The organism is Paenibacillus sp. FSL R5-192, from assembly GCF_000517845.1.
GTDB classification, from domain to species: domain Bacteria; phylum Bacillota; class Bacilli; order Paenibacillales; family Paenibacillaceae; genus Paenibacillus; species Paenibacillus amylolyticus.
The window spans coordinates 1,405,563-1,430,670 of sequence record NZ_ASPR01000014.1 but is presented as its reverse complement, the minus strand read 5'-3'; the positions used below and the strand labels follow the sequence as shown (position 1 = coordinate 1,430,670).

Genomic DNA, 25,108 nt, shown 5'->3' with positions numbered 1-25,108 from the left:
CATATCTCTTTACACTTTTCCTTACTTCTACTTTAGAGCTTAAATCGGCGAACCAACTCTTGCATGTTCTCAGCTGTTTTGGATAGCTGTGCAGAGGATGCAGATATCTCCTCCATTGCCGCCATTTGCTGTTGGGCTGCTGCTGAAGTTGTCTGAGCACTGTCAGCCGACACTTTAGAGATATGACTCATCGCGGCAACTGTAGCCGAAACTTCTTCCGTACTGGCTGACAACTGTTCGGAGACAGCGGAAATATCCTGAATTTGATCCACGATATGCGTTGTATATTGTTCAATGTTCGATATGGTTGCAGAAGCTTCTTGGCTAATCCGCATTCCTTCACCGACTTGATTGCGAACTTTATCATTCATAAGAGATGTGGATTTGGCAATCAAGTCGAGCATTTTGCCAATGGTAGCGCCAATGTCGTCCGCACTCTGTTTGGATTGCATCGATAACGTGCGCACCTCACCAGCAACGACAGCAAAACCTTTTCCGTGTTCTCCTGCTCTTGATGCTTCAATAGAGGCATTCAGTGATAGTAGGTTGGTTTGCCGAGAGATATCCGCAATCGCTTCATTCATACGATTGGCTTCGGCAGACAGACTGGACAGCTCATTAATCAATGCCGAGGTTTCTTCAACAGCTCCCAGAATATGTTCCATTTGTTCTCCAACCTGGTTTATGGTTTTCCCACCATTAGCAACAGCGCGCTCCGTCTCTTCAGCCGAATCAACGATGGCACTCGCAGATTCTGCAATTGTACTGATGCCTCTCGCCATCTCTTCTACGGCATTTGCGGTTTGTTCCGAATTTTCCGCCCCAACGATAGCTGATTCCGCAGTCTGCTGCATGGTTTCAGCCACATGTTGAACCGATTGGGTGGTTTGTTCTGTACTTTCCTGAATCATTTGGGAAGAGTGGCTTAACAACGATGACGTCTGATGAAGTTCAGCAACCACCGATTGAAGGGAACTGGTCATTTGATCAAAATCATTTGCCAATATACCAAATTCGTTCTCGGTTTTAAGATTAACACGTTCGGACAGATTCCCTTCGCTTACGCTGCGGGTTGCCTTTCTCAGTTTTTGCATAGGTACAATAAAAGATCTCAGAATGAAGAAAATAATAACTCCAGCAATTAATACAGATACAGCAATGACGGTTAGACTCGATACCATGATGGGTTTCGCTGCGGCGATAAAGTCTTCATGGCCCATCAAAGCAATGACATTCCACCCCGTCAAAGCATTAACACCGTTATATACCTCTAGATCATACGCCAGATCCGTTCTGACAAATTGAGAAAATGCCATCGGCTCATCGGAACTTGAAGCCGTATTTGGATGAACTGGAATTCCCTCGATGAGCGCCCCGCCGAGTTCTCCTCCCCCACCTTTTACAATGGCACCAGACCAAGCTGCGATGGTTCGATTGGAGTCAACCACAATCAGGCTCCCATTACCTCCGACATCCACATAAGATATTTCTTTTGCTAATCGCTCCAGATCAAGTTTAATACTTGCTACACCTTGTTGATTTGAAAGAGCCTTTGAAATTTCTACATAAATCTTCCCGGATACCGGATCTGTCATAATACTCGAAAAAAAGAGTGATCCATTGTTACTCATACCATTGGTGTACCATGTTGTGCTGCGTGGATCATATGTTACATCTTCTATTGCTGGAGATGATATAACACCACCTTGATCGCTGCCCACAGTGATGGCAAGAAGATCAGGATATGTATCAGCTAATTGGTCGATTCCTACTTGTACTGTTTCGTTGTTCGCCTGACTGGGGGTGGTGCCATACATACTGTCTATGTAACTCAATAATGCTGCTTTTTCCCCCACCAGATTGTTAATATGCTGTCCTGCCATCGTTAATATGGTATTGATGGGCTCTGTCATTTTTTGTTGCACCTGATCTTTGGCACTATGATACGAGAAATAACCGATAAGTGCAGTGGGAATAATAAGCACTGCAAGGAAAGCTGCAATGAGTCTAGTACTCATTAATCGTAAACTGGCTCCTCCTTTCCTATAAAATGACCTTTTTTTCTTTTTCTTTTCCAAAGTGAATCTTCCTCTCTTTATCCATTTTTGGTAGAATCAATCGGCAAGTAAACGCAAAAAAACCCATATATATGCACACCCAAAGAGACTTTGAGCGTAAATATACATAGGTATTGCCTGAATGAATTCAGTAACAAGCCGTATTTGTTTAGTATTATAACATAAATAAAAAGGGTTTGTTAACTATGATTGGGTCTTTATACCAGACATCTGTTGTTTATAATCCGTAGGACTTAGCCCCGTATACTCTTTGAACACCTTCGAGAAATAGTGCTGATCGCTAAACGACAGCAAATCGGAAACTTCCTTAAACTTCATGTCCGGTTGACTTTCCATCAGTCTGCAGGCTTCCTGAATGCGAAGCTGGGTGTAATACTGAACAAACGTAATTTGCGTTGCATTTTTGATCACTCTGCTGACATACGACGGGCTAACGTGAAACTTCATGGCAATGTCGTTGATAGACAATGGAGAGTATTTATTTAGTTTTACGTAATCGTCAATCTGTTCGAACAGGATCGCCTTGCTTTTTCGAACGTGGGATTGCAGCATATCGAAGCACTGTCCCGTCCATTCCGTCATTTCCCGGCAAAAATCGGCATAGGACTGTGCATGGGCGAATTGTCTTGACCGAAGCTCCAGACCCAATCTCATGCCCGAGCCCTGTTCCTCGTACAGATGAGCAAACGTGTCTACAATCAATCCGATAAACCGCTCCACCTCGGTCATATGTACATTTTCCTCTGCCCATCGATTCAGCAATTCAGATAACTTAAGAGCAAACCGTTCTTTCTGCCGAGCCTGTATCATCTGTACAAAAGCAGATTCCTGCACGGGATCCAGACAGCCTGTCTCAGATCTGGCCATCGACACCGGATTCCCGGTATCCAGCGCTAATCCTTGTTTCAACCGTTGCTGATCAGACAAAATGGACGACATGCGGTGATAGAGCTCCGGCAGATTACCAGACTCAGCGAATAGAAGTTGTCCTCCAATGATCGCATCGATGTCATGCGCAACCAAATGCCGTCGCAACGATTCAAGACATTCATGTACGGAAGAGTACAACTCAAGTGCACTCTTATTGACAAAAACAACAAATTGATATGGGGTTTGACTGGTGTACACACGACAAGCATGGAATGTAAAAAAATCCTGCAATATAACCTCAAGCTCCACCTGCATCCAACGTTCATACCCTGTGGTGAAGGGTTGTTTGCTCATTATAATCATCATCTGGCTGAATAAGGGCGGAAAATCCTCACCTTTTTTTGGCGTAGTCTCACATTGAGGATGTATGATTTCCTGCAAATCCAGCAGTTCCTTGGACATCTGTTGATCAAGTTGGTCAATTACCCGACCCATGACTTCTTCAAGCGCCTCTCGCTCGACAGGTTTTAACAAATAGTCAAACACTTGCAGGTTCAATGCTTTTCTTGTGTATTCAAAATCGCTGTACCCACTAATTAGAATGACCTTTAGATCCTGGTTGGCAAGCTTGGCTTGCTCAATCAGGGACAGGCCATCCATTTTTGGCATTCGGATATCTGTCAACAGCAGGTCAATCGGTTCCTGCTTTAACGCTGCCAAGGCTTCTTCTCCATTCGTTGCCGTTGCAGCTATACGAATCGGGAAGCTCAACGTCTCCAAGAGCATTTTAATATTACGTAATATCGGTTTGCTATCCTCAACGATCATAACGTTATACATCGCCTATGCCTCCTAGTTAGTAAAAATCCTTTGTCAGTGAGCCGATGATTTGAATTGTTGCTCCATGTTGCTCTTCCGCATGATTGTTAAATATATTAATGAAGAGCCTGTTGTTATACATTAGTTTGAGTCGATTGACGCTATTGATAATCCCCATGTTACCAAGGGCTGTTCCACCAACGGAAGTCTGGTTCATTCCAGAACCCGATGTCTGAATATTGGCTAAAATCTCCTGGATTTTATCCGGTGGAAAGCCCTCTCCATTATCTTTGATCTCCAAAGCCCATAATCCGTTATATTGCTTCACGGTAATCTGGATACGCCAAGGCGGCGCGGTGTTGGCAAAGGCATGTTCAATGCAGTTTTCCACAAACGGCTGAATGACCAACCGCGGCAATCGGATTTCGTTCGCCAGCCCGTCTGCATGGATGTCCCACTCCAAATCCTCTTCGTACTTTTGTTGTACAAGGGACAGATAATGTCTCGTATGTTGAAGCTCCTCAGCCAAAGTCACATGCGCGTATGGTGAAGAGACAATATAACGCAGACTGTCCGAAAGATGTTTGCACATATCCGATACAACTTTGGTCTTCCCCTCTTGGGCAGCAATACTGATCAGGTATAGAACATTATGAATAAAATGAGGTGCAATCTGGGCTTGCAGCGCAGAATTACGCGCCTTTACTTCTTCATGAAGCGCCGATTTTTCCCGGTCAATGGATTGCTGCAGCCTCTCCATCAGATCCTGAAAGGCTTCATTCAGCAATAAGAGATCATTATTCTTCGGCGTTTCATCCACTTTCAGATTCATATTGCTGTAGTTCATGCGCCAGATCTGACCACGCAGCTTGCGGATGGGTAACAGCAGGTTACGTGTCGATAGGAAGATATACACAAACGAAACCAGCATCAGTGCTGTAATCAGCAGAATGGACATCGTCTGAACCGAATGGATCGAACCCAGGACAGATTTTTTGGGCGTTATGATATACGTGATCCAACCTGTACTGGGTGAAGTGGAATGCGTGATATAATTGTCTTCTTTGTCCACATCCAGTCCCTCGTCTGATGAAGGCTTTGTCCAATTGGCAAATGTCACACCCGCTTCCGAGCCCGTCATCTGCTCTCCTTGTTCATTCAGAATATAGACATCGCCAGCGGTAATGCCCTCCGTTAAGTTCTGTATATAGGCCTGTTCCATCTGGATGCTAAGATAACCGTACACCTTGCCGTTCTGATCATTGATCGTGCGCACAAAGGAGATCGTATCGTCTTGACGCAGCAGAACAAAACCACTTTCCGTCCAATCTCGTCCGATCTGACTACTCTCCATCATGGTGTTCAGGATTGCGGGCGGATTGCCCGAACCCAGATATGATGTCAGGAGAACCCCGTGATTGTCGTAGATGGACATGTCCTTGATATTCATGCTCGGCCCGATGGCCTGAAACATGATGTCTTTGATGATTCGAATCTGCTTCAGCCTTTCATAATTACTATGAGCCGAGGAGCTCTTGTCCATGGCTGCAAATATATTTTTGCTGGATAATATTCGCTGCGACATCTGGTTCTGTTGTTCTACGTAGAGATCAACTTGCTCTCTTACCTTTGTAGCGGTCACGAGTGTATCCTGCTCCGTTTTCAGTTTGAGCGGGCGAACAACGATCACATTCACATACACGATAAAACAGCCCAGCACGAACAAAAGCAGAGCCAGAAACGTCAAAAACACCTTCGTCTGCAAACTGAATTGAGTTGCTTTATGTATGAGCTTTGCCATTCTTAGAGTGCCCTCCTGTTCTGACATGATGTGAAATCCCTTACATTCATGTCTACTCTATCACGGTATTTCATGAAATGATAGCGATTTCAAGTTCAGAATTTTACACATCAACGTTCAAGCACAGACATGTACCGGCGAGGGAAAAGAATCTATAATCGGACTTGTAAACGGATTCACTAAACGTTTTAGAGGGGGATTTGCATTGAAAACACTAAAAAGAAAAAAGGCGATTTCCATTATTCTGGCCAGTTTATTATCGGTCTCGTTAACGGCTTGTGGATCAGGAGGTACGGATTCCGGCACAGCTGCTGGCGGGGACAGCAAGAGTGGCAAAGTCACTTTGGAGCTGGCAATCTCTAAAAGTTCTCAGGACTCTGCTTTCATCCAGCAGGACATTCTTGATGCATTCGAAAAACAAACGAACATTCGTGTCAATTTGCAGCTGATTCCAGCGGAACAAACAACAACGGTACTGCAAACCAAACTGGCTGTAGATGAAACGCCTGACATTATTCAGTACAATCTGGCGAGCGCAGTCACGGACCTGAACCTTGAACGTAACTTCGAGATTCTGGATAACGAGCCTTGGGCGAGCAGAATTGTGAACAAAGACGTCCTCTCTTCTGGTGGTCATCTCTACAGCTTCCATGTCAGCCAAGATACGGGGATGCAAGGGGTCGTTTATAACAAACAAATCTTTGAAGAACTCGGGTTATCGATTCCAACCAACTACGAAGAATTCCTGGCAATCTGTGAAAAAATCAAAGCAAGTGGCATTACACCTGTATTCATGCCTTATAAAGATGCCTGGGCTGCCAACATCTGGCCTGCTGCAGCATTTGCCGATTTTGTAGCCAAAAATGACCCGACTTTTTTTGATGAGCTGAACAGTAATAAGAAAAAATGGTCTGATATCCCGGAATTCAAAACATTCCTGGAACAACAATACGAGATTTACACCAAAGGGTATACCAACACGGATGTGCTTAGTGACAGCTATGACATGGCCGTAGGTAAATTCCTGAACAAGGAAGTTGCCATGATGTTTATGGGCGATTGGTTAATTGAAGGCGTTGCCGAGCAAGATCCAAATATGGAACTGGGCGTATTCCCGATTCCATCGTTGGATAATGCCAGTCTGGGCGCAAGTCCACTGGGCGGACAACTGTTCATTCCGAAGAAATCCAAACATCTGGATGAAGCCAAACAGTTCCTGGACTATATCGCTTCCAAGGATGTCGCACAACAGATCGTCGATTCCAAAGGATATGTATCCAATTTCAGTGACGTCACAACACCGGAATTGCCAGCTTACAAGCAGGATATTGTAGACAACTATATTACGCCGAAGAAAACCGTGCTGACAACGGATGCTTATATGCTGGTTGATCGCAGCGAACTGTACCGATTGTTGCAGGATCAATTTGCAGGTGGATTGTCACCGGAAGAAGTACTGAAATCCTGGGATGAGAAGTTCAGTCAGCTGATGCAGGATAAAGGCGTAGAAGGTTTCTAAAGAGTGAAATATAAGGCAGCATAACAGGATCGACCGTTATGCTGCCTGGTTATAACGGAGTGTGAGACATGAAAAGGACTAAAAATTTGTATTCGTATTACATGATATTTCCCGCACTGATTATCTACTCCATCTTTTTCGTTGTGCCTGCTCTCGCCGCTTTCTATTACTCATTCACGGATTGGCGGCTGGATCGGCTGGAGCTGAAGTTCATCGGATGGGATAATTTCCAGAAAATTTTCTCGGACAAAACGCTTATTCTGGCGCTGAAAAACACGGCGATATTTGCAATCGTCACCGTTGTTGGCAAAAATGTCATCGGTTTGTTGCTGGCCGTAGGACTTAACATGCGATTAAGAACAAAGAACCTGCTGCGCGCGATCTTCTACTCCCCTTCCATTCTCAGCATCCTTGTGATCAGCATTCTGTTCACTCCCATGTTGCGTACCGAAGGTACAATCAACAATTTGTTGGAATCTGTAGGATTACATTCGTTAAGCCAAGCTTGGCTAACCAACCCCTCGATTGTAATCTGGACGATTGCCATCGTATCAATCTGGCAGAGCGCCGGGTTCCAGATGGCCATCTATCTGGCGGGTCTGCAGTCCATTTCTCAAGAGTATTACGAAGCAGCCAAGATTGATGGCGCAAGTTCGTGGAGAAGTTTTTTCAAAATCACACTACCACTCTTGCTGCCCGCGATTAACATTAACCTGATGTTGACATTGATCGGTGGACTCAAAGTATTCTCCGAAGTATATGTCATGACCGGTGGTGGCCCGGGTAACGCTTCCCAGGTCGTAGGTACGATCATTCTGCGATCTTTCGGCGAAGGCAACTGGGGACTTGGTACCGCGGTCAACACCCTTCTGTTCGTGGTCGTTACCATTATCGCTATACCGCTATTGATCTTCATGCGGCGTAAGGAGGTTACGGAATAACATGGGCTATACACGCAAACTCGCCATCCGCAACTATATCGTGGAAGGTTTCCTGATTCTGGCCTCTCTTATCGTTCTGTTGCCGCTTGTCATTCTGATCTTTGGTTCTTTCAAAACCAGCGCCGAAGTGCTTAGCTTCTCCCTGAGTTTTCCGGAAACATGGCAGTTCTCGAACTATGTTCGTGTCTTCCAGGAAGGCGGTCTGTCGCGAGCGTTTTTCAACAGCATTTTGATTACTGGCGTATCTTCCATCATTAATATCGTTGCTTCTTCGGCAGCAGCATTCATTCTGGCACGTCGGGAAACCAAATTATCCGGCACGATCTACATGTATTTCTTCATGGGACTGATTGCGCCAATGTCGATTATTACAACCATACGGGTTGTACAGGGATTGGGGTTCTACGGCAGCATCACAAGTGTCATCCTGATCTACGCCGCGTTAAATACAGCCTTCAGTGTATTCTTGTATAGTGGATTCATCAAAACAATTCCACGTGCGCTGGACGAAGTGGCATTTCTGGAAGGAGCAAGTGTGTTCGGCGTGTTCTTCCGCATCGTCACACCGCTCATCCTGCCCGTTAACGCAACGGTAGCGATCATGGTGTTCATGTCCGTATGGAACGACATCACGATTCCCGTGTACTTCCTGACAGACAGTTCCACATGGACGATGCCACTATCGATCTACAATTTCTACGGCAAATATAGCCGGGACTGGAACCTGATCTTCGCCAATCTCGTGCTTACTTCACTGCCTGTATTCATCCTGTATCTATTTGGGCAAAAATATATTGTCAGTGGCCTTACTGCCGGTGCAGTTAAAGGTTAAACCTTATATCCTCACCGTTCTTGAGGGAATGGAATTGGAGGATTCATGACGTACTTAACCCCCACCATATCTGGTGGGGGTTGTTTTATTTATAACAAGAAAATGTATCTACGCCTCTTTATTTTTGAAACAATTGCGGGTAAAGGGCAGCCACACCACCAGCAAGACCCTGTTGTACATTCCGACTGGTATCATCAGCAATAATCTCGTAGAGATCCGCTTCGATGGAATCTATTGCAATTTTGGCAATATCCGTTGGGCTCGTTTTTGGTGCGTCGATACCTGCCGTCATATCCGTATCCATGAACGCTACGTGCAATCCGGCAACACTAACGTTCTTAGGGGCTAATTCCAGACGTAATGCATTCGTAATTCCCCACTGAGCGGATTTTGCAGCTGAATATGCACCTGAGTTACCAAGGCTGAGCCAAGATAGAGCGGACAGGATATTCAATATCGAACCGCCCCCATTCTTCTCTATCACCGGTGCAAACGCACGAATCATTGAGAGCGTACCGAATACATGTGTATTGAATTCCAAGTGAATATCGTTCAGCTCACCCGTGAGCAGAGAAGCACCCGTAGCGGAACCAGCATTATTGATTAGAAGGGTTACATCACTGGCTACCTCAGCTGCAGCCATGACAGATTGTGAATCCGTAATATCGAGTTGCAGTGGAATTGCCCCCGGCAGATCAATTGATTCAGGGTTTCGTGCGCCAGCATACACTTTGGTTCCCCTCGCCAGCAGTTCAAGAGCAAGTTCCTTACCCAACCCTCGATTAGCCCCACTTACAATAGCAACTTGTTTGGAAATATTCATTTATTATTACTCCCTCTCATTGAGAATGTATTCATTTTCGAGTTGTTATGGGAACGATCATTCTCATAATCTCTAATAACAATCTATCACATCGGGAACGATCAGTAAAGAATAACTTTTATGATTCATGTCTTTAATAAAAGAAGATGCCCGATAACCTTTGAAATAAGGCTCCGAGCATCTTTCTGTGGTCCTTCATTTAAGATGGATTTACTTTACTTATGAATTACGTTCTTATGTCATACAGATTCGCAGGGAACGCCTGCACAAATGGTGACCAGTCACTCACTGTATATAGATGAAGTCGGTGCATGGCCCGTGTGCATGCCGTATACAGAAGCTTGCGATCATATTCCTGGCTGTAAGCAACGGGTGAAGCATCATAGACCAGGACAGCATCGAACTCAACGCCTTTGGCGAGATACACAGGAATAACCATGATTCCTTTTTCGAAAATCTGTGTGTCCTTTGTTATGAGCTGCAACCCTTCGCCGCCTTGACTTTGCAACCTTTCATAGGCGTCACGGCTTTCAGCCGCGGTTTTCGTAATCACAGCGATGGAATCAAACCCCTCCGCCTTAAGCGCGGCGATGTCTGCGAGAATCTGCGCACCACGCAGTTTTTCGTCCTTCAATCCTGTTAAAAGAGGCTTCTGATCTCCCCTTTCAAACGGTCTAATCTCTTCTCCCCCTGGTAACATCTGTCTCGTGAATTCAACAATCTCTTTGGTTGAACGATAACTGCGTACGAGCCGTATCAATGTAGTTTCGCCTGCTCCGTAAAGGTGAACCAGTGGCGAGTTGGGTGCTGCCAAATCCGTAGCCTGCATAAAGATGGCTTGCCCGAAATCCCCCAGCACCGTCATGCGGGCACGAGGAAACAGTTTCTTGAGATATTCGTATTGAAACGCCGAATAATCCTGGCCTTCATCGACAAAGACATAACGAATCTCTGTGTTCGTCCGTACGCCTTCGATCATCTCTTTTACATATAAATACGGAGTAGCATCCTCATGGAACAGCTTGTTCTGAAGGATCATGGTCTTGGTCTGTTTACAGATCTCAGGCCAGTGCTGTGGGGGGATTGCCCCATTCGTTTGTTCCCGATAAGCGGCTTCATCTACAAATAGTTGTTCGTATATACCTTTCACATCCACGAACTGGAATTTCCGCACACTCTTTCTTAACGGTTTAAACATGTCTTTCACCAGTTTCTGACGAAGCAGCTCCTCTTCTCGCACTGCAAAGTTAAAGGCACCCTCATCTTGCACTGTGCTGTCATTACCGTTATCTCGTGCTGCGTATTTTTCCGCTACATCGAACACAGGCTTTTCTTTGTGCAACATGCGGAAAGCTTCCACATACTCATCCGTGTCCAGATAATTCAACTCCTCCAGAACCCAGTCTGCTTCCCGTTCCAGACGTTCCAGCGAAACAAGTTCTCTCAGCAGCCATTCCTGCAAAAGAAGTATACGGTTGGACAAGGTAAGATTCTGATCCAAACTGTAAAATTGGGTCTTGATTTGGTCTGAACTGATGAATTCACGTCCCCGAAATTGAATGCCGTTAAACCGCATCCCCTCTCTTCCTAACCACTTACCGTAGTTTTGGAGCACTTGCAGGAATGTCTCGGAAGCTTTGTACTTGATCGCCTCCATACGAGCTTCATATCCCGGATCATTCTGAGCTGTCAGCACATATTCAATCTGATCAAAGGCATCCTCTGGTCGGATGGAGGAATCCAGCCAATAATTCAGATATTCCTGGAAAGTCGTCTGCTGCATATTCTCTTCCCCAAGTTCCGGGAGCACAGTCGAGATATAACTGGTAAACATCGGATTCGGCGAGAAAAGTACAATCTGATCTGCTTTAACTGTCTGGCGGTGTTTATATAGTAAGTAAGCGACTCGCTGTAACGCAGCCGACGTCTTACCACTGCCAGCTGCCCCCTGAACGATAAGCATTCGGCTTCGGTCATCACGGATGATGGCGTTTTGTTCCTTCTGGATAGTTGCTACAATACTCTTCATTTGTGAGTCTGCTCCCCTGGCGAGCACTTGCTGCAACAGTTCGTCACCAATCGTCTCAGTTGAATCAAACATGCTATGAAGCTGCCCATGTTGAATCTGGAATTGACGCTTGAGCTCCATCTTTCCGTCGATTCGTCCTGAAGGTGTGTCATAACTTGCTGGCCCGGGAGAGTGATCATAGTACAGACTTGCAATTGGCGTACGCCAGTCATAGATTAGAAAGTTCAATCCATCTTCATCCATGAAGGATGATACACCGATGTAGATCTGTTCAGTCAATGTCATGCCTTTTTCCTTATAGTCGAAACGGCCAAAATACGGCGTTGGAAGCAGTCTCTTTGTATTTTTCCATTGTTGTGTTAACAGCTTGTGCCCGCGCTCCCTCTCCGCCAACACTCTCGACTGCTGATTAATGGTATAGAATGCATCTTCAAAATCCGTGTACGAACCGGTATTAATCGTCACTTCTTCCCAGAACCGTTTACGAATTTCGGCAGCCTGTTCATGCAGTCCGGCAACCTTCGGTTCTAACTCGTCGAGTCGTGCCTGAAGTTTGTTCCTCACCTGCACTAGTCTTTCCTCTTCCAACTTCCATTCCACTTTTTTATCCATGAATGAGTCCACTCCCTTTTCCATTTATTAGGACCAAAAAAAGAGCATTGACAAATCGGAATGTCGGATGTAAAATTAAATTAGGAGAAATAATGATTCACCCTTTACATTCAATATAAATGTCAAGTGCGCTATAGATTATATCATGGCTTTTTTTCACGTTCAATGCTTTTTTTGTTCTGTCTGAGTTGAACAATAATTTATATTATATAAGGTGTCCCTCGAGCTACACTGGGGCATCTTTTTTTGTGTCCTGGGCATGGTCATACCCTGAATGCGCTGTAAGCTATACACCCCTTTATAAATTCGATAAAATGAACGAAACATGAAACATGAGTTGATGCTTTTGGGAGGGATACATAAACATGAATATAGAACCTGTGGAGGACCGGTGTCCTGTTGAGTTTGCAGTCAATATGATTGGTGGGAAATGGAAGTTATTAATTATAAATCGTCTCATCCGCCATTCAACAATTCGATTCAATGAATTACAGAAAATGCTTGACCCCATTACGCATCGCACATTAACCAGGCAATTACGAGAACTTGAAGAAGCTGGTTTGATAAACCGTGTTACCCACCCTGTAGTTCCGCCTAAAGTCGAATATTCCCTTACAGAAAAAGGACAAAGCCTGACTTCGATCTTGTTTCAGTTAGGTGATTGGGGATCGAAACATATGTAAAACGCCTTCCCATAGTATCCCAAGGGATACTTTATATCATTAATGTGCGTACTTACGCTCCTATTCTAAATCCGTTATGCTGAGGTCAATGCTGAGTGTTAACTCATTCATTCCAATCACATATTGAAAGGAAGTTATTGACCACTATGACACAGAATGATCGATTTTTAGTATATGGGGCATCGGGCTCCCAAGGCGGCGCTGTCGCTCAATTACTCGTTCAACACGGTTGTGAGGTTCGCACGATTACTCGAAATGAGGCAACAGCCAACACACTGAAGGAACAAAACATTGAAGCTTTCATCGGGGATCTATCAGATGTGGAACAGCTCCATACGGCGCATGAAGGTGTAAGTAAAGTCTTCCTGAACCTGCCGGTGGAGTTCAATCCGGATAAGATCAGACAATATACCAAAAATGCAATTGATGCTGCTATACAGGCAAACGTTAAATTGATTGTAGTTAACACAGGTACCTATGTTCCTGACCCTATCACCCATTCCAAAGGAATTGAATTGAAACGTGAAGTTATCCACGAATTGCAGCAAAGTGGTCTTCCATATATCATTGTGGAACCCATTGTATACTTGGAAAACTTCCTGATTCCCGGAATAGTGAACAATGGCGTTTTGGCCTACCCGGTACCAGCAGACAAGCCGATCTCCTGGATTAGCTTAAACGATGCAGCTCAATTCCACTATTATGCCTTGACTCATTCGGAATTGGCAGGAAGCATTATCCCAGCACCCGGATTAGAAGCCCTGACAGGTACACAATTAGCGGAACAATTCAGTGCTGTATTAGGTGAAAAGATCAGCTTCATGTCTCTACCTTTTGATCATTTTGAAGCAGCGATTCAGCCTTTGTTGGGAAGTGAGACAGCAGCAGGTCTTAAAGGATTGTACCAATGGATTGATGGGCATACAGATCTTCTTCCACGGTATGAAGAGTTAGATGATAATATCAAAGCCAATCTTAAATTAACCAAAATAAGCGATTGGATTCATCAAACAATGATTAAATAATATTTTATGAACAAGCCATTTGAATCTCCAACGGAGAAACGAGTGGTTTGTTCTTTTTATATGAGAACTTTAATGGGCTCAACTGATTCAAATTCAGAGATTCTGATAGGATTAGGCAAAACTTTGATAGAAATGTGGTACAGGTTGTTCCCTTCGTTATGACATAATAATGTGTATATAGATCACCCTACAGGTGGCAATAATAAACATTAGAAAGGATTTGAACATGACATGGAATATACTAAACTTGGTAATACAGGCTTGGACGTATCTCGATTTTGCCTAGGATGTATGGGATTTGGGGATGCCAGTAAATGGGTTCATGAATGGGTACTGAATGAAGAAAATTCTCGCCCGGTGATAAAGAAAGCGCTGGATCTAGGCATTAATTTCTTCGATACAGCTAATGTATACTCTCTGGGTACAAGCGAGGAATACCTTGGTCGGGCATTAAAGGATTATGCCAATCGTGATGAGGTTGTCATTGCAACCAAAGTACACGGACAAATGCATCAAGGACCCAACGGTTCTGGTCTTTCCAGAAAAGCCATCCTGAGTGAGATTGATAAAAGCCTGAAACGATTGGAAACCGATTATGTGGATCTCTATATCATTCATCGTTGGGACTACAATACGCCTATTGAAGAAACCATGGAAGCCTTACATGATGTGGTGAAGTCCGGTAAAGTGAGATATATTGGCGCTTCGGCCATGTTTGCATGGCAGTTCCAAAAAGCATTACATGTAGCAGAGAAAAATGGTTGGACCAAGTTTGTCTCCATGCAAAACCACCTGAATCTCATCTACCGTGAAGAGGAACGAGAAATGTTGCCTTTATGCAAGGAAGAAAAGATTGGTGTGACTCCCTACAGTCCTCTTGCTTCAGGCAGGTTAACCCGTGACTGGTCCGTATCAACACTTCGATCCGAGACAGACAAAATTCAGAAATCCAAGTACAATGCGACAAGTGATGCGGATCGGCTTGTTGTTGAACGAGTTGCATCCATTGCAGAAAAATACGGTGTCCCTCGCACACACATTGCACTTGCCTGGTTGCTGCAAAAAGACACTGTAGCGGCACCAATTATCGGTGCCACCAAAATATCGCATCTGGAAGATGCGGTAGGTGCTCTATCTGTTAAGTTGACCTCAGAAGACGTCTCATTCCTTGAAGAACCCTATGTACCTCACCCTGTAGTAGGTGCTCAATAATCGTTTTTGCTTAAAATATAGAAGACCTCCTCTTTCCGTATCCGGAAGTTGGGGGTCTTCTTTTTATATCGCGATTTATTTGCGCCAGAATGTTGAACATTCTGCCTTATCCGCTATATTGAACTCAATCATTCTCTCAAGTAACGAAAAATCAATCTCCTGTTTCCACTTCATCCGCACCAACTCTTTGGTGTGATCATAACCCGCCTGTGTGATCTCTTCCGAAAAACGATTAATTCCTGCCTTCTCGGGAGCAACAGCCAAGTGTTGCTTGGATACACTAAAGCCAATAATAAAGGTCTCATGGTCGGTAAACATCGGTTGATTCCAGGCTATTTTTTGTTTTAAATTCGGGAAGTTTTCAGTGACCCAGTTCAAAACTTCTTCCGTTCGTGCCTGGTGTTCCGGGTTATCGATGCGTGCTATAAATTCTGCAAAGGTCTCCATTAGTTTCCCCCTATAACAAGAAATCTACTACTTATATTGTCCAATTCAATCTTATTCTATCATGAATATCAAATTCAAAAACCCTTATCTGCCGATAACTCAACAAAAAATGAGCAGCCTGCTAGACTTTAAATGTTTTCCTTTATCCAAGATCGCAACTGATCCGCATAGAGAGCGCGTTCATCTGGATCGGACGGAGAACCATTTGACAGATACAGTTGATCATTCACGTATCTAGGGTAAACATGCAGATGATAATGCCACACGTCTTGATTGCCAGCAGGTTCATTATGTTGCCGTGTCGAAATCCCATCACATCCATATGTACTTTTCATTGCAAATGCTGTAAGCTGAGCCGCGTGGTGAATTTCAACAGCGTAATCCGCAGGGAGTTCAAAGATGTTCTCGAAATGTTGATTCGGAACAATAAGAACATGTCCTTTATTGTTTGGCCACCATTTGCCCGCTATAAATGCCGTTACCATTTCATTCTGATAGATGATATCCCTTTGTTTTGTTCCCTGATCAGGTCGCTCGATACCCCAAATACGACAAAATGGACATTCGTACCCTTCAGGCTGATGTGAAAATGATACTGTCATCTTTCCCATTCCACTCCTTTCATGTTTACTTCACTAGTTATTAGACGCAGGTATCTTCTGTTCGTTGCGAAAAAAGCACGGGTTGTAGAATGATCAGCAATTAACAAACTGAAAAGCAAAAAGCAGCTGACCTTGGCGGCAGCTGCTTTTTTTCTATCTTTAACTATCACTATTGCACAGTTCACACTTACATAGTGCTGATATCAATAACAAAGCGATATTTCACGTCGGAAGCCAATACACGTTTGTATGCTTCGTCAATCTGATCGGCGGAGATGACCTCAATGTTAGGTGCAATATCATGTTCTGCACAGAAATCAAGCATTTCCTGTGTCTCACGAATGCCACCAATCATGGAACCCGCGAATGAACGGCGATGGCCGATGAGTGAGAATACGTTAACAGCTAAAGGCTCTGCAGGAGCACCCACGTTCACGAGTGTACCATCCAGTGTGAGCAGTGAGAAATAAGCGTTAATGTCAATATTCGCACTTACCGTGTTAATCATCAGATCAAATGTGCCTGCAAGTTTCTCGAATGTTTCCGGCTCGCTTGTGGCAAAGTAGTGATCTGCACCAAATTGCAGTCCATCTTCTTTTTTGCTCAAGGATTGGGAGAGAACCGTTACTTCGGCACCCATCGCATGCGCAATTTTGACAGCCATATGACCAAGACCACCCATACCTACAACGGCAACCTTCTTACCTGGGCCAGCTCCCCAGTGATGAAGTGGTGAATACGTCGTAATACCGGCACACAGCAAAGGTGCAGCAGCATCAAGTGCAATGTTATCAGGGATGCGAACGACGAAATCCTCTACGACAACAATATGAGTTGAATATCCACCTTGCGTAGGCTCACCGTATTTGTCTACTCCAGCGTAAGTTTGAATATTTCCTTTGAGACAGTATTGCTCTTCACCTTTGCGACAGTTAACACATTCACCACAAGAGTCCACCATACATCCGACCCCTACTCGGTCACCGACCTTGTATTTGGATACTCCGGTTCCTACATCCGTTACAATCCCGGCAATTTCGTGTCCAGGAACGAGTGGATAATTCACAGGTCCCCATTCACCGTGGGCAGTATGGATGTCAGAATGGCAGATACCTGCATATTTAATCTCGATTAATACATCATTGGTATCCAGATCACGTCGTTTAATTTCAGCACTTCTGAATTGTTGGTCTGGTCCGTCAACGGCTCTGGCTTTAGCTATAATCAATGGTATAACCTCCTCGTAATTTAAAGTTCAAAATAATCTTACCCCCTCGAGTTAACTCTAGGTCAAATGTTTATCTTATTTTTTTATCTCCAACGTACTTTGACATCCAGTAATCCAACATGTTAGAATTCACTCGGATCAATCCTAGAGTTAACTCGAAGTCTACCCCTAGTAGAAAGGAATTCATTCTAAATGACCTATTCAATCGGTGAAGTTGCCAAAAAATTAGACCTTACGGTATATACATTGCGTTACTACGACAAGGAAGGACTCATGCCTTTTGTGGAACGTACCACGAGCGGAACACGTTTGTTCAAAGACTCCGACATTGACTTTTTAAAGATCATCCAATGTCTGAAGCTGACCGGGATGCCTATTAAAGACATTAAGGACTTCATTGAATGGTGCTCTGAAGGAGACTCCTCGCTGAAGCAAAGATATGACATGTTTACGGAGCGAAAAGCTATTGTGGAAGCACAAATGGAGGAACTAAGAAGAACCATGGAAGTCATCGAGCACAAACGCTCCTACTACGAAACAGCTTTGGAGGCTGGAACCGAAGAGATTCATAAAATTAAACCGATGGAAAATGCCATCACCAATTAATGGTTCATACTTTCTATTTTCAAAATTAGCGCACAAAAAAGTAGCTTGAAGTCCTCTAACGGATTTCAAGCTACTTTTTTGGATATGTCTCCACTCATTATTTTTCCAAAAGTTTCATCGTTACATTGATAATACGGTTTAGTTTTTCTTTTTCCGTCGAGGTTCTTGCCATGGCTCTAATGCCGACAGAAATATTGTGCAGGTACTCTGCCATTTCCTTCGCATCATGATCAGAAGAGAATTCTCCCTCCCGCTGCCCCCATTGAATAATCTGCTCGAACATTCGCTCAGCTTCGTTAAACGATTCAAGAGATCGGTTGTCCACTTCCTGATCACGTGTGCCTAGCTCCACAGCCGAGTTCACGATCAAACAACCCGATGGTGTCTCTTCTGCTTCACTGATCATAACATCGAAAATTTTATGCAGTGCTTCCACTGCCGTCTTGGATGCCTTGATTTCTGCGAGTAATGTGGCGCTGATCTTGCCACTATAACGATCCATAGCCTTCAAAAACAGCGTATGTTTATCGTCGAACGTATCATATATACTTCTGCGATGAATGCCCATATGCTCAACCAGATCACTCATCGACGTCTTCTCGTAACCTTGTTCCCAGAAGATCTTCATTGCTTTATCCAATACTTCATTCACTTCAAACTCTTTACTTCTAGCCATTCAACTTCCCTCCCAAAATCAATCTAACACATCGGGAACGATCAGTAAATAAAAGATGCAGATACCCTTTTCATTCTCATCTTATCATGTATTAGCTGAACCGTAAGTGTATATCTTCTGTACTTGTTGTATATCATGACCTGTGTACTTGTGATTATGTAACCAGCAATCAGAATGTCTTATCCATTCACATCAAATGTTTGCCTATTCCTATCCGTTTTCTACCGCCTTCGGTCAATATACGATAGAATGTGATTATTATGTTGTGAGGAAAAAGGAGAACTTTGCATGTCTGATCAAATACATGAACAACAGAACGAATTAGCCACACTCATTGACCGTTTTTCTGACAAGGACGGGGTGCATCCTACGGTAATCCCTTCATTATTTCTAATCCGTGAATCGGTCGTTACTGAACCTATATTTAGAGTGAATGAACCATCCTTTTGCATTATCGTTCAGGGTGAGAAAGAGGTCCTGCTGGGACAGGATCGTTTCCGGTATGGTCCAGGAAGTTATATCGTGGCAACCGTTGACTTGCCGGTTAGTGGACAAGTGATTCAAGCCTCGTCTGAGGCTCCCTATCTGGCCCTGAAACTTGAATTCACATCCAGTGAGATTCTGGAGGTATTGAACCATTCCGATTTCCCAGCAAGACCGCGGAAAACAACGAGACGTGCGATGTTTGTCAGCCAAGCTGAGTCGTCTCTGCTGGATGCGGTCGTCAGGTTAGCCCGTTTGTTGAAAGATCATTCGGAAGATATCCCACTACTCGCTCCTTTGTTCAAAAAGGAAATTCTCTATAAAGTTCTGAAAGGTCCACATGGGACTGCCCTGGAACAAGCTACCATGGAGGGCAGCCATACCTATCGAATCAGAGACGTTATTGAATATATTATGAATCATTCTGAGCAAAATTTTCGGGTTGAGGAATTGGCGGATTTGGCAAATATGAGTACTGCCTCACTGCACAGACACTTTAAAGAAGTGACTGCCATGAGTCCGATTCAGTTTCAAAAACAACTTAGGCTGCAAGAAGCGCGCCGCTTGTTATTATCCAAGTCCACCGATGCAGCAGATGTAGCATTTCAGGTAGGTTACGAGAGCCCTTCCCAATTCAGCCGTGAATATTCTCGCATGTTCGGATTTCCGCCCAGAGAAGATATTAAACGCTTGAGAGGCGGAAGCGATGAGCCAACTACCATCTCTTGACTGGTTACTGGCTAATATCGTTCCTTTACCTTGTATAGTTTAACCTCAAAAAGGACTCCTTCTGTTTTGCCAGTCGGAGTCCTTCCCTTATTCATGTATTAATGAAGATCACTAAATCATTAACATTAAATTATCAATACATTAAAAACCAGTCGTATATTGTTTTGGAACTTCCGTTGTCTTGCGCAAAGCAGACGCAGCTTCCAAGGCCCAGTAAGGATTTCTTAACAGCCCTCTTCCGACCGCAACGAGATCGGCTTCTTCATTTCCGATGACTGCATTTGCCAATTTCGGGTCGTCCAGCCTTCCAACAGCAATCACAGGCACATCAAGAGCTTCTTTGATTGCTTTAGCGAGAGGTACTTGATAAGCTGCGTGAGTTCCTGGTCTGCCCGATGCACCAATAGGTCCCTCGCCACCAGATGAGATGTCAAATACGTCAACACCTGCCTCTTTATAAGCCTTGGCAAACTCGGAACTTTCGTTAATGCCATAGCCACCTTCGACGTATTCTTTGGCTGAAATACGCATCATCAAGGGCATATCCTCGGGCATCTCTGCCTTTGCAGCCTGAATGATCTCCCGTCCAAATAACGTTAAATCTTGACCATATTCGTCTTCTCGCTTGTTTGTTAGTGGAGAATGGAACTGATGAATCAGATATCCATGTGCGCCATGAAGCTCAATGGCATCAAAACCAGCTTTCACAGCTCGAGCTACAGCACTCCGGAATTTTTCAACCATTCCTTTTACTTCGTCCGTTGTAAGCGCTCGAGGTTGCTTGGAATTCTCATCAAAGGCGATCGCGGACGGAGCAACTGGAACCTCAGCATCTTCTGCTTTGCGGCCCGCATGAGCAATCTGAATGCCAACCTTGGCACCATAACTGTGACACGCATCTACGATCCGCTTCAGAGCCGGGATCTGTTCATCTGACCATAACCCAAGATCATAATCTGAGATTCGGCCATCCGGCTCCACATCTGTCATTTCAATGATAATGAGACCTGTTCCTCCCACGGCACGACTAACGTAGTGCATATAATGCCAATCTGTTGCAATACCATCTTTTCGCTCAACTGAATATTGGCACATTGGAGCCATTACGACACGGTTTTTAAGCTCTAGGCTTTTAAAAGAATATGGACTAAACAAATCTGTCATCAAAATAAAACTCCCCTTTTCATGAATCATGAATAATAAAAATGCATGCGCAAGCATCGAATCAATGCCTACAATTAATAACTCCGTATGATTTGGAACTCAGATATATCTTTTACTTCATCACATAAAGACAATCAAATCCATGCTTTCGCAAAATACGAACAGCCTTTTTGGATTGAAGCATACCAGGTGACATTATAATTACGTTATCTTCTCGAAGAAGGTATTTTTCCCATGTGAAAGCAAGACGCCCCAATGAGATGTTAATCGTATCCGGAGTAGGATTAGCCATATAATCCGTCGCATCTCGAATATCAATCACTTTATACTGCCGAAAATCACGCTCTTGTCTGAGAAATACTTGATAATCTATATATTCAAGATTGCGCACTGGCCAAAATTGACGTACAACGATGAAGATACCTAATATGAAGATCAAAAGCATCAACATAATCATTGTATAGCCCTCTCTTAACTCATCAGATATCGTCGAAAATTTTGTTTCGGATCAGAGCCCACTCAATGCCTCAGATATTGTATCCTCACCAGCGATTAGATCAAATGAACGCTTGTAGGTATTCTTCTCACTCAAACTGGCCAAAATCACATGAGCTACATCTTCACGAGCTATGTTACCGGTTGTTATATTCTCAGCAACAGTAACTTTACCTGTTCCCGGTTCATTCATTAGAATCCCTGGACGTATAATGGTATATGTTAATCCACTGATCTCTAACAATTTATCAGCATAGTGTTTCGCTGCATAATATGGAAGGATGTTATCATGCCAGTTCTCACGATTATTGGCTTGGATCGCACTCACCATGATAAATCGATCAATACCCGCTTTTTGAGCCGCTTCAATGGTTTTCCCGGCACCATCCAGATCAATCAGGAGTGTTTTATCATATCCCGTTGTACCGCCAGAACCAGCCGCAAATACAATGGCATCACAACCCGTTGCAGCAGCTACAAGTGAGTCAACCGTACCTTCCAAGTCGGCAAGCACCGTTTCCACACCCTGTGCTGCAAATGAATCTACCTGTTCTTGTTTTCGTACCATGGCAAGAACGGTGTGTTCTTCACTATTCTTCAAAAGATGAATAAGCTGTTGACCAATCTGTCCATTTGATCCCACGACGAACACCTTCATGTTCAATACCTCCTTTATACAAAATCACCGCACCCATATTAAATTCATGCGCATGCATTTAATTTAACGGATATATTAATGAGTGTCAAGTCTTCTTATAGGGTAAATGACTACATTACCCTATATTTCCCCTAGCCTTAGAACAATTCTTTAGTGAGGTTCTCTAATCGAGTCTCAAATCCATCCTGTTCCAATTCAGTTTGCAAGACCTGATTAAACGTTTGAAGTGCTTTCTTGTATTTATTCTCTCCAAGCTCCGTAATACGAGTGTAAATGCCACGTCGGTCATCTTCACATGCATGTCTTTCCAGAGCCCCACAGTCTTTGGCTTCCATCCTAACGACGAGCCTGGAAGTAGCACTTTGGCTCAAGCCTACTAGTTCTTGAAGTTGCTGTAGGCGTAATTCCTTACCCTCCGCATTATATATGAAGTTTAACACATAAAATTCCTTCAAAGATAAGTCATATTGTTGAAGCAGAGCTTGTTCCAGCTTCTCGTTCAGATGGGTATGAATGTTAGAGAAAGCCAACCAAACATTCAAACGTTCACTCTTTTGCTGCAATCTAGATCACCCCACTTGATATTTAATTTTCATCAGCTGTTATCCTATTGTATCAAGCTTAATTACATTGGTCAAAACCCATCCAAGTTCGACGTATATAACATCCTAAGCTCATAAGAAGAGCATTTCCCCGTCTTGTACCGACGTTTAGAAATGCTCCAGTATTACCATTTATGCAGTCTAATCTTACTTCGCGGTAAGCAGGCTATCGGAAATAAATTGAAGCTGACCTTCCAACGTTAACGGATCGTTGTACGAGTCTGAAGTTGGATCAAGCTGGAACACATGATTTGCCTTCACCGCAGGCAAGTTCTTCCATAATGTATTGTCATATACGATCTTGGGATCGGTTGTATCTCCCGACCACGGGCTGGTGAAGATGATATCCCCCGCATACTCCGGTAATAGTTCCATGGAGATTGAAGCCCATCCAGTTCCGCTGTCAATCGCTTCAGCTTGGGCCTTGGCTGGTGCCTTGAGATCAAACTCCCCGTAAATAATTTCACCACCTCGACCATAGTTATGACCGAATACAAATAATCCTTTGGCGTATGGATTCAGTATGGAAACAGTACGATCGCCTACAGCTTCCTGAACCTTGGGCTTCAGTTCGTTGATCTTCGCTTCCCATTTAGCATTCCAAGCTTTCGCTGCGTCTTCTCTATTGGTGAGCTTACCCATTTCAAGCATTAGATCCTTGAAATTGCGCTTACCATATGCAATCTGTACAACAGGCGCAATCTGCTCCAGCTTGTCGATGCCCTCTGTTCCAGTGTACACGATAAATAAGTCAGGTTTTAAACTGATTAGTTTCTCTGGTGTAGGCTCTTGACCCAGATCACTGGTGCCCGCTGCTGCAAGTTGATCCTTGATATATTTGTTGTTCATCGCTCCTGATAAAGCGCCGACTACCGGTGCATCCAAGGCAACAAAGTAGCCTGTCGAAAATGATGTCAAATCAATAATACGCTTAGGATTCTTCGGTACCTGTACTTCGGCAGTTGCCGCTTTATCAGCGGAAGAAGCTGAATCGGAGTCCGTCTTGGTTTCTGTCTCCGTAGCCGCATTCGTGCTGTCCCCATTTGTACTATTGGTCGTAGTAGACTGACCACATGCACTAAGTACAATCAGCAAGATAAGTGCCATCATGATCCATATTGATTTTATCTGTTTACGCAAAATAAACCCACCTTTTCGTTGATATTGATAATCGTTATCAACGATATCATGCTATGCAGGATTTGACAAGCTATGTTTACTTCACCCCCTCTATGAACTCTAACTTGCAAGTCACCAAGTTAAACAGCTATCATCAATAGAGTAAACCATTCACTTTTTTTAAAAAAGAGAGTTTTGAAAAGCCAATGAAACGTAATCAAGGAGGACAACATGGAAGAGATTATATTGTGGTTAAAGTATTTGTTTTTAGGTATTGTTCAAGGTGCGACGGAGCCAATCCCCGTCTCCTCAAGCGGTCATCTAATCATCGCCCAGAAACTTATGGGCATCAAGCAGAATGGATTGTCATTTGAGATTTTAACAAACACAGCATCACTTATCGCTATTATTTTTATTTTCCGGGAAGATATCAAAAAGTTGATTATTGGTGCATTAGGTTACCTGCGTACTCGTAAAGAAGAATATCGAGCAGACTTCATGTTTTGCTTATACATAATTATTGGTACGATCCCTGCTGCTGTCGTTGCAGTCCTGTTCAAGGACCGGATTGAAGAAATCTTCTCATCCGTATATACCGTTTCCATCGCGCTATTAATCACCGGGGTTGCCTTGTGGCTTATTCGTAATCTTCGTGGTCGCAAGCAAGACGGTGATCTGTCTACGAAAGATGCATTGTTGGTAGGTCTGGCTCAGGCGGTCGCTCTTATTCCGGGGATTAGCCGCTCAGGGGCAACTGTAATTGCGTCCATCGCTGTTGGCATGAAACAGGAAACGGCTTTGAAGTTCTCCTTTATGCTGTACATTCCCATAAGTATTGGTGGACTCATTATGGGGGTATCCGACATTGCCAATGATCCGAATCGATCACAACTGGCTATCCCTTATCTGATCGCATTCATCACGACACTCTTTGTCACGTATTTCTCCATGAGATGGTTTATGGGCATTATGGCCAAAGGCAATCTGAAATACTTTTCGTATTACTGTTTTGCTGCAGGAACATTGTTACTGATCTTCTTATAAAAAATAGTCTA

The 25,108-nt window shown here is 43.8% G+C and carries 23 protein-coding genes; 9 read left to right on the top strand and 14 right to left on the bottom strand.

Annotated features, from left to right (window positions below; genetic code table 11):
• Positions 1 to 32: 32 nt before the first annotated feature.
• From C161_RS14630 to C161_RS14620, 3 genes are all read right to left on the bottom strand, one after another.
• On the bottom strand, positions 33 to 2,018 hold the full coding sequence (locus C161_RS14630; protein ID WP_051449731.1) for a methyl-accepting chemotaxis protein: 1,986 nt from the start codon (positions 2,016 to 2,018) through the stop codon (positions 33 to 35).
• 243 nt (positions 2,019 to 2,261) lie between these two features.
• Positions 2,262 to 3,788 (bottom strand): response regulator transcription factor, encoded by a 1,527-nt coding sequence (locus tag C161_RS14625; RefSeq protein ID WP_036670884.1) that lies wholly within the window; start codon positions 3,786 to 3,788, stop codon positions 2,262 to 2,264.
• Positions 3,789 to 3,804: 16 nt separating this feature from the next.
• Positions 3,805 to 5,568 carry a sensor histidine kinase gene (locus tag C161_RS14620; RefSeq protein WP_036670882.1) on the bottom strand — a complete coding sequence of 588 codons (1,764 nt, stop codon included), beginning with the start codon at positions 5,566 to 5,568 and terminating at the stop codon, positions 3,805 to 3,807.
• Positions 5,569 to 5,773: 205 nt separating this feature from the next.
• Between C161_RS14620 and C161_RS14615 the strand changes: the two genes are divergently transcribed.
• From C161_RS14615 to C161_RS14605, 3 genes are all read left to right on the top strand, one after another.
• Entirely contained in the window at positions 5,774 to 7,087 is a 1,314-nt protein-coding gene (locus C161_RS14615) for an ABC transporter substrate-binding protein (protein WP_036670881.1), read from the top strand.
• A 68-nt stretch (positions 7,088 to 7,155) separates the two neighbouring features.
• On the top strand, positions 7,156 to 8,028 hold the full coding sequence (locus C161_RS14610) for a carbohydrate ABC transporter permease (RefSeq protein ID WP_036670879.1): 873 nt from the start codon (positions 7,156 to 7,158) through the stop codon (positions 8,026 to 8,028).
• Position 8,029: 1 nt separating this feature from the next.
• Positions 8,030 to 8,860 carry a carbohydrate ABC transporter permease gene (locus C161_RS14605; RefSeq protein ID WP_017688542.1) on the top strand — a complete coding sequence of 277 codons (831 nt, stop codon included), beginning with the start codon at positions 8,030 to 8,032 and terminating at the stop codon, positions 8,858 to 8,860.
• Between the two features lie 118 nt (positions 8,861 to 8,978).
• On the opposite strand, the gene C161_RS14600 is transcribed toward C161_RS14605, so the two are convergent.
• Entirely contained in the window at positions 8,979 to 9,683 is a 705-nt protein-coding gene (locus C161_RS14600) for an SDR family oxidoreductase (protein WP_036670878.1), read from the bottom strand.
• Positions 9,684 to 9,909: 226 nt separating this feature from the next.
• Positions 9,910 to 12,324: an RNA polymerase recycling motor HelD gene (gene helD / locus C161_RS14595; protein WP_036670875.1), complete on the bottom strand. Its 2,415-nt coding sequence runs from the start codon at positions 12,322 to 12,324 to the stop codon at positions 9,910 to 9,912.
• Between the two features lie 365 nt (positions 12,325 to 12,689).
• Between helD and C161_RS14590 the strand changes: the two genes are divergently transcribed.
• From C161_RS14590 to C161_RS14580, 3 genes are all read left to right on the top strand, one after another.
• Positions 12,690 to 13,007 (top strand): winged helix-turn-helix transcriptional regulator, encoded by a 318-nt coding sequence (locus tag C161_RS14590; protein ID WP_017688544.1) that lies wholly within the window; start codon positions 12,690 to 12,692, stop codon positions 13,005 to 13,007.
• A 146-nt stretch (positions 13,008 to 13,153) separates the two neighbouring features.
• Entirely contained in the window at positions 13,154 to 14,032 is an 879-nt protein-coding gene (locus tag C161_RS14585; protein WP_036670874.1) for an SDR family oxidoreductase, read from the top strand.
• Between the two features lie 231 nt (positions 14,033 to 14,263).
• The gene (locus tag C161_RS14580; RefSeq protein WP_036608033.1) at positions 14,264 to 15,244 is read left to right on the top strand and encodes an aldo/keto reductase; all 981 of its coding nucleotides are present in this window, start codon (positions 14,264 to 14,266) and stop codon (positions 15,242 to 15,244) included.
• A gap of 75 nt (positions 15,245 to 15,319) precedes the next feature.
• Here the strand turns inward: C161_RS14580 and C161_RS14575 are convergent, their stop codons facing one another.
• The 3 genes from C161_RS14575 to C161_RS14565 all read right to left on the bottom strand — a co-directional run bounded on the left by C161_RS14575 (position 15,320) and on the right by C161_RS14565 (position 17,521).
• Entirely contained in the window at positions 15,320 to 15,691 is a 372-nt protein-coding gene (locus C161_RS14575; RefSeq protein ID WP_036670872.1) for an iron chaperone, read from the bottom strand.
• Positions 15,692 to 15,819: 128 nt separating this feature from the next.
• A complete protein-coding gene (locus C161_RS14570; RefSeq protein WP_036670871.1) occupies positions 15,820 to 16,293 on the bottom strand; it encodes an HIT family protein in 474 nt (157 codons plus the stop codon).
• A 187-nt stretch (positions 16,294 to 16,480) separates the two neighbouring features.
• On the bottom strand, positions 16,481 to 17,521 hold the full coding sequence (locus C161_RS14565; RefSeq protein WP_036670869.1) for an NAD(P)-dependent alcohol dehydrogenase: 1,041 nt from the start codon (positions 17,519 to 17,521) through the stop codon (positions 16,481 to 16,483).
• A 192-nt stretch (positions 17,522 to 17,713) separates the two neighbouring features.
• Here C161_RS14565 and C161_RS14560 point away from each other — a divergent pair, with 192 nt between their 5' ends.
• On the top strand, positions 17,714 to 18,127 hold the full coding sequence (locus C161_RS14560; RefSeq protein ID WP_017688550.1) for a MerR family transcriptional regulator: 414 nt from the start codon (positions 17,714 to 17,716) through the stop codon (positions 18,125 to 18,127).
• Between the two features lie 97 nt (positions 18,128 to 18,224).
• Here C161_RS14560 and C161_RS14555 read toward each other — a convergent pair whose 3' ends face one another.
• On the bottom strand, positions 18,225 to 18,803 hold the full coding sequence (locus C161_RS14555) for a TetR/AcrR family transcriptional regulator (protein WP_036670868.1): 579 nt from the start codon (positions 18,801 to 18,803) through the stop codon (positions 18,225 to 18,227).
• 288 nt (positions 18,804 to 19,091) lie between these two features.
• On the opposite strand from C161_RS14555, the gene C161_RS14550 reads away from it, so the two are divergent.
• Positions 19,092 to 20,015, top strand: coding sequence for an AraC family transcriptional regulator (locus C161_RS14550; protein WP_036670867.1), 924 nt, complete (start codon positions 19,092 to 19,094; stop codon positions 20,013 to 20,015).
• Positions 20,016 to 20,156: 141 nt separating this feature from the next.
• On the opposite strand, the gene C161_RS14545 is transcribed toward C161_RS14550, so the two are convergent.
• From C161_RS14545 to C161_RS14525, 5 genes are all read right to left on the bottom strand, one after another.
• Positions 20,157 to 21,179: an NADH:flavin oxidoreductase/NADH oxidase gene (locus tag C161_RS14545; protein ID WP_036670866.1), complete on the bottom strand. Its 1,023-nt coding sequence runs from the start codon at positions 21,177 to 21,179 to the stop codon at positions 20,157 to 20,159.
• A 112-nt stretch (positions 21,180 to 21,291) separates the two neighbouring features.
• On the bottom strand, positions 21,292 to 21,636 hold the full coding sequence (locus tag C161_RS14540) for a rhodanese-like domain-containing protein (protein WP_036670865.1): 345 nt from the start codon (positions 21,634 to 21,636) through the stop codon (positions 21,292 to 21,294).
• A gap of 51 nt (positions 21,637 to 21,687) precedes the next feature.
• The gene (locus tag C161_RS14535) at positions 21,688 to 22,332 is read right to left on the bottom strand and encodes an SDR family oxidoreductase (protein WP_036670863.1); all 645 of its coding nucleotides are present in this window, start codon (positions 22,330 to 22,332) and stop codon (positions 21,688 to 21,690) included.
• Between the two features lie 137 nt (positions 22,333 to 22,469).
• A complete protein-coding gene (locus C161_RS14530) occupies positions 22,470 to 22,895 on the bottom strand; it encodes a MarR family winged helix-turn-helix transcriptional regulator (protein WP_017688556.1) in 426 nt (141 codons plus the stop codon).
• 186 nt (positions 22,896 to 23,081) lie between these two features.
• Complete coding sequence (locus C161_RS14525; protein ID WP_036670861.1) at positions 23,082 to 24,074, bottom strand: ABC transporter substrate-binding protein; 993 nt, start codon at positions 24,072 to 24,074, stop codon at positions 23,082 to 23,084.
• Positions 24,075 to 24,284: 210 nt separating this feature from the next.
• Here C161_RS14525 and C161_RS14520 point away from each other — a divergent pair, with 210 nt between their 5' ends.
• Positions 24,285 to 25,097: an undecaprenyl-diphosphate phosphatase gene (locus tag C161_RS14520; RefSeq protein ID WP_036608062.1), complete on the top strand. Its 813-nt coding sequence runs from the start codon at positions 24,285 to 24,287 to the stop codon at positions 25,095 to 25,097.
• Positions 25,098 to 25,108: the final 11 nt, after the last annotated feature.

Excerpts from the sequence above, each read along its gene's own strand:
- C161_RS14630 (WP_051449731.1), bottom strand. The coding sequence starts at position 2,018 with ATGAGTACTAGACTCATTGCAGCTTTCCTTGCAGTGCTTATTATTCCC.
- helD (WP_036670875.1), bottom strand. The coding sequence starts at position 12,324 with ATGGATAAAAAAGTGGAATGGAAGTTGGAAGAGGAAAGACTAGTGCAG.
- C161_RS14570 (WP_036670871.1), bottom strand. The coding sequence starts at position 16,293 with ATGACAGTATCATTTTCACATCAGCCTGAAGGGTACGAATGTCCATTT.
- C161_RS14575 (WP_036670872.1), bottom strand. The coding sequence starts at position 15,691 with ATGGAGACCTTTGCAGAATTTATAGCACGCATCGATAACCCGGAACAC.
- C161_RS14610 (WP_036670879.1), top strand. The coding sequence starts at position 7,156 with ATGAAAAGGACTAAAAATTTGTATTCGTATTACATGATATTTCCCGCA.
- C161_RS14585 (WP_036670874.1), top strand. The coding sequence starts at position 13,154 with ATGACACAGAATGATCGATTTTTAGTATATGGGGCATCGGGCTCCCAA.
- C161_RS14535 (WP_036670863.1), bottom strand. The coding sequence starts at position 22,332 with ATGAAGGTGTTCGTCGTGGGATCAAATGGACAGATTGGTCAACAGCTT.
- C161_RS14625 (WP_036670884.1), bottom strand. The coding sequence starts at position 3,788 with ATGTATAACGTTATGATCGTTGAGGATAGCAAACCGATATTACGTAAT.
- C161_RS14590 (WP_017688544.1), top strand. The coding sequence starts at position 12,690 with ATGAATATAGAACCTGTGGAGGACCGGTGTCCTGTTGAGTTTGCAGTC.
- C161_RS14520 (WP_036608062.1), top strand. The coding sequence starts at position 24,285 with ATGGAAGAGATTATATTGTGGTTAAAGTATTTGTTTTTAGGTATTGTT.
- C161_RS14620 (WP_036670882.1), bottom strand. The coding sequence starts at position 5,568 with ATGGCAAAGCTCATACATAAAGCAACTCAATTCAGTTTGCAGACGAAG.
- C161_RS14580 (WP_036608033.1), top strand. The coding sequence starts at position 14,264 with ATGGAATATACTAAACTTGGTAATACAGGCTTGGACGTATCTCGATTT.
- C161_RS14540 (WP_036670865.1), bottom strand. The coding sequence starts at position 21,636 with ATGATTATGTTGATGCTTTTGATCTTCATATTAGGTATCTTCATCGTT.
- C161_RS14545 (WP_036670866.1), bottom strand. The coding sequence starts at position 21,179 with ATGACAGATTTGTTTAGTCCATATTCTTTTAAAAGCCTAGAGCTTAAA.
- C161_RS14555 (WP_036670868.1), bottom strand. The coding sequence starts at position 18,803 with ATGGCTAGAAGTAAAGAGTTTGAAGTGAATGAAGTATTGGATAAAGCA.
- C161_RS14600 (WP_036670878.1), bottom strand. The coding sequence starts at position 9,683 with ATGAATATTTCCAAACAAGTTGCTATTGTAAGTGGGGCTAATCGAGGG.
- C161_RS14560 (WP_017688550.1), top strand. The coding sequence starts at position 17,714 with ATGACCTATTCAATCGGTGAAGTTGCCAAAAAATTAGACCTTACGGTA.
- C161_RS14605 (WP_017688542.1), top strand. The coding sequence starts at position 8,030 with ATGGGCTATACACGCAAACTCGCCATCCGCAACTATATCGTGGAAGGT.
- C161_RS14550 (WP_036670867.1), top strand. The coding sequence starts at position 19,092 with ATGTCTGATCAAATACATGAACAACAGAACGAATTAGCCACACTCATT.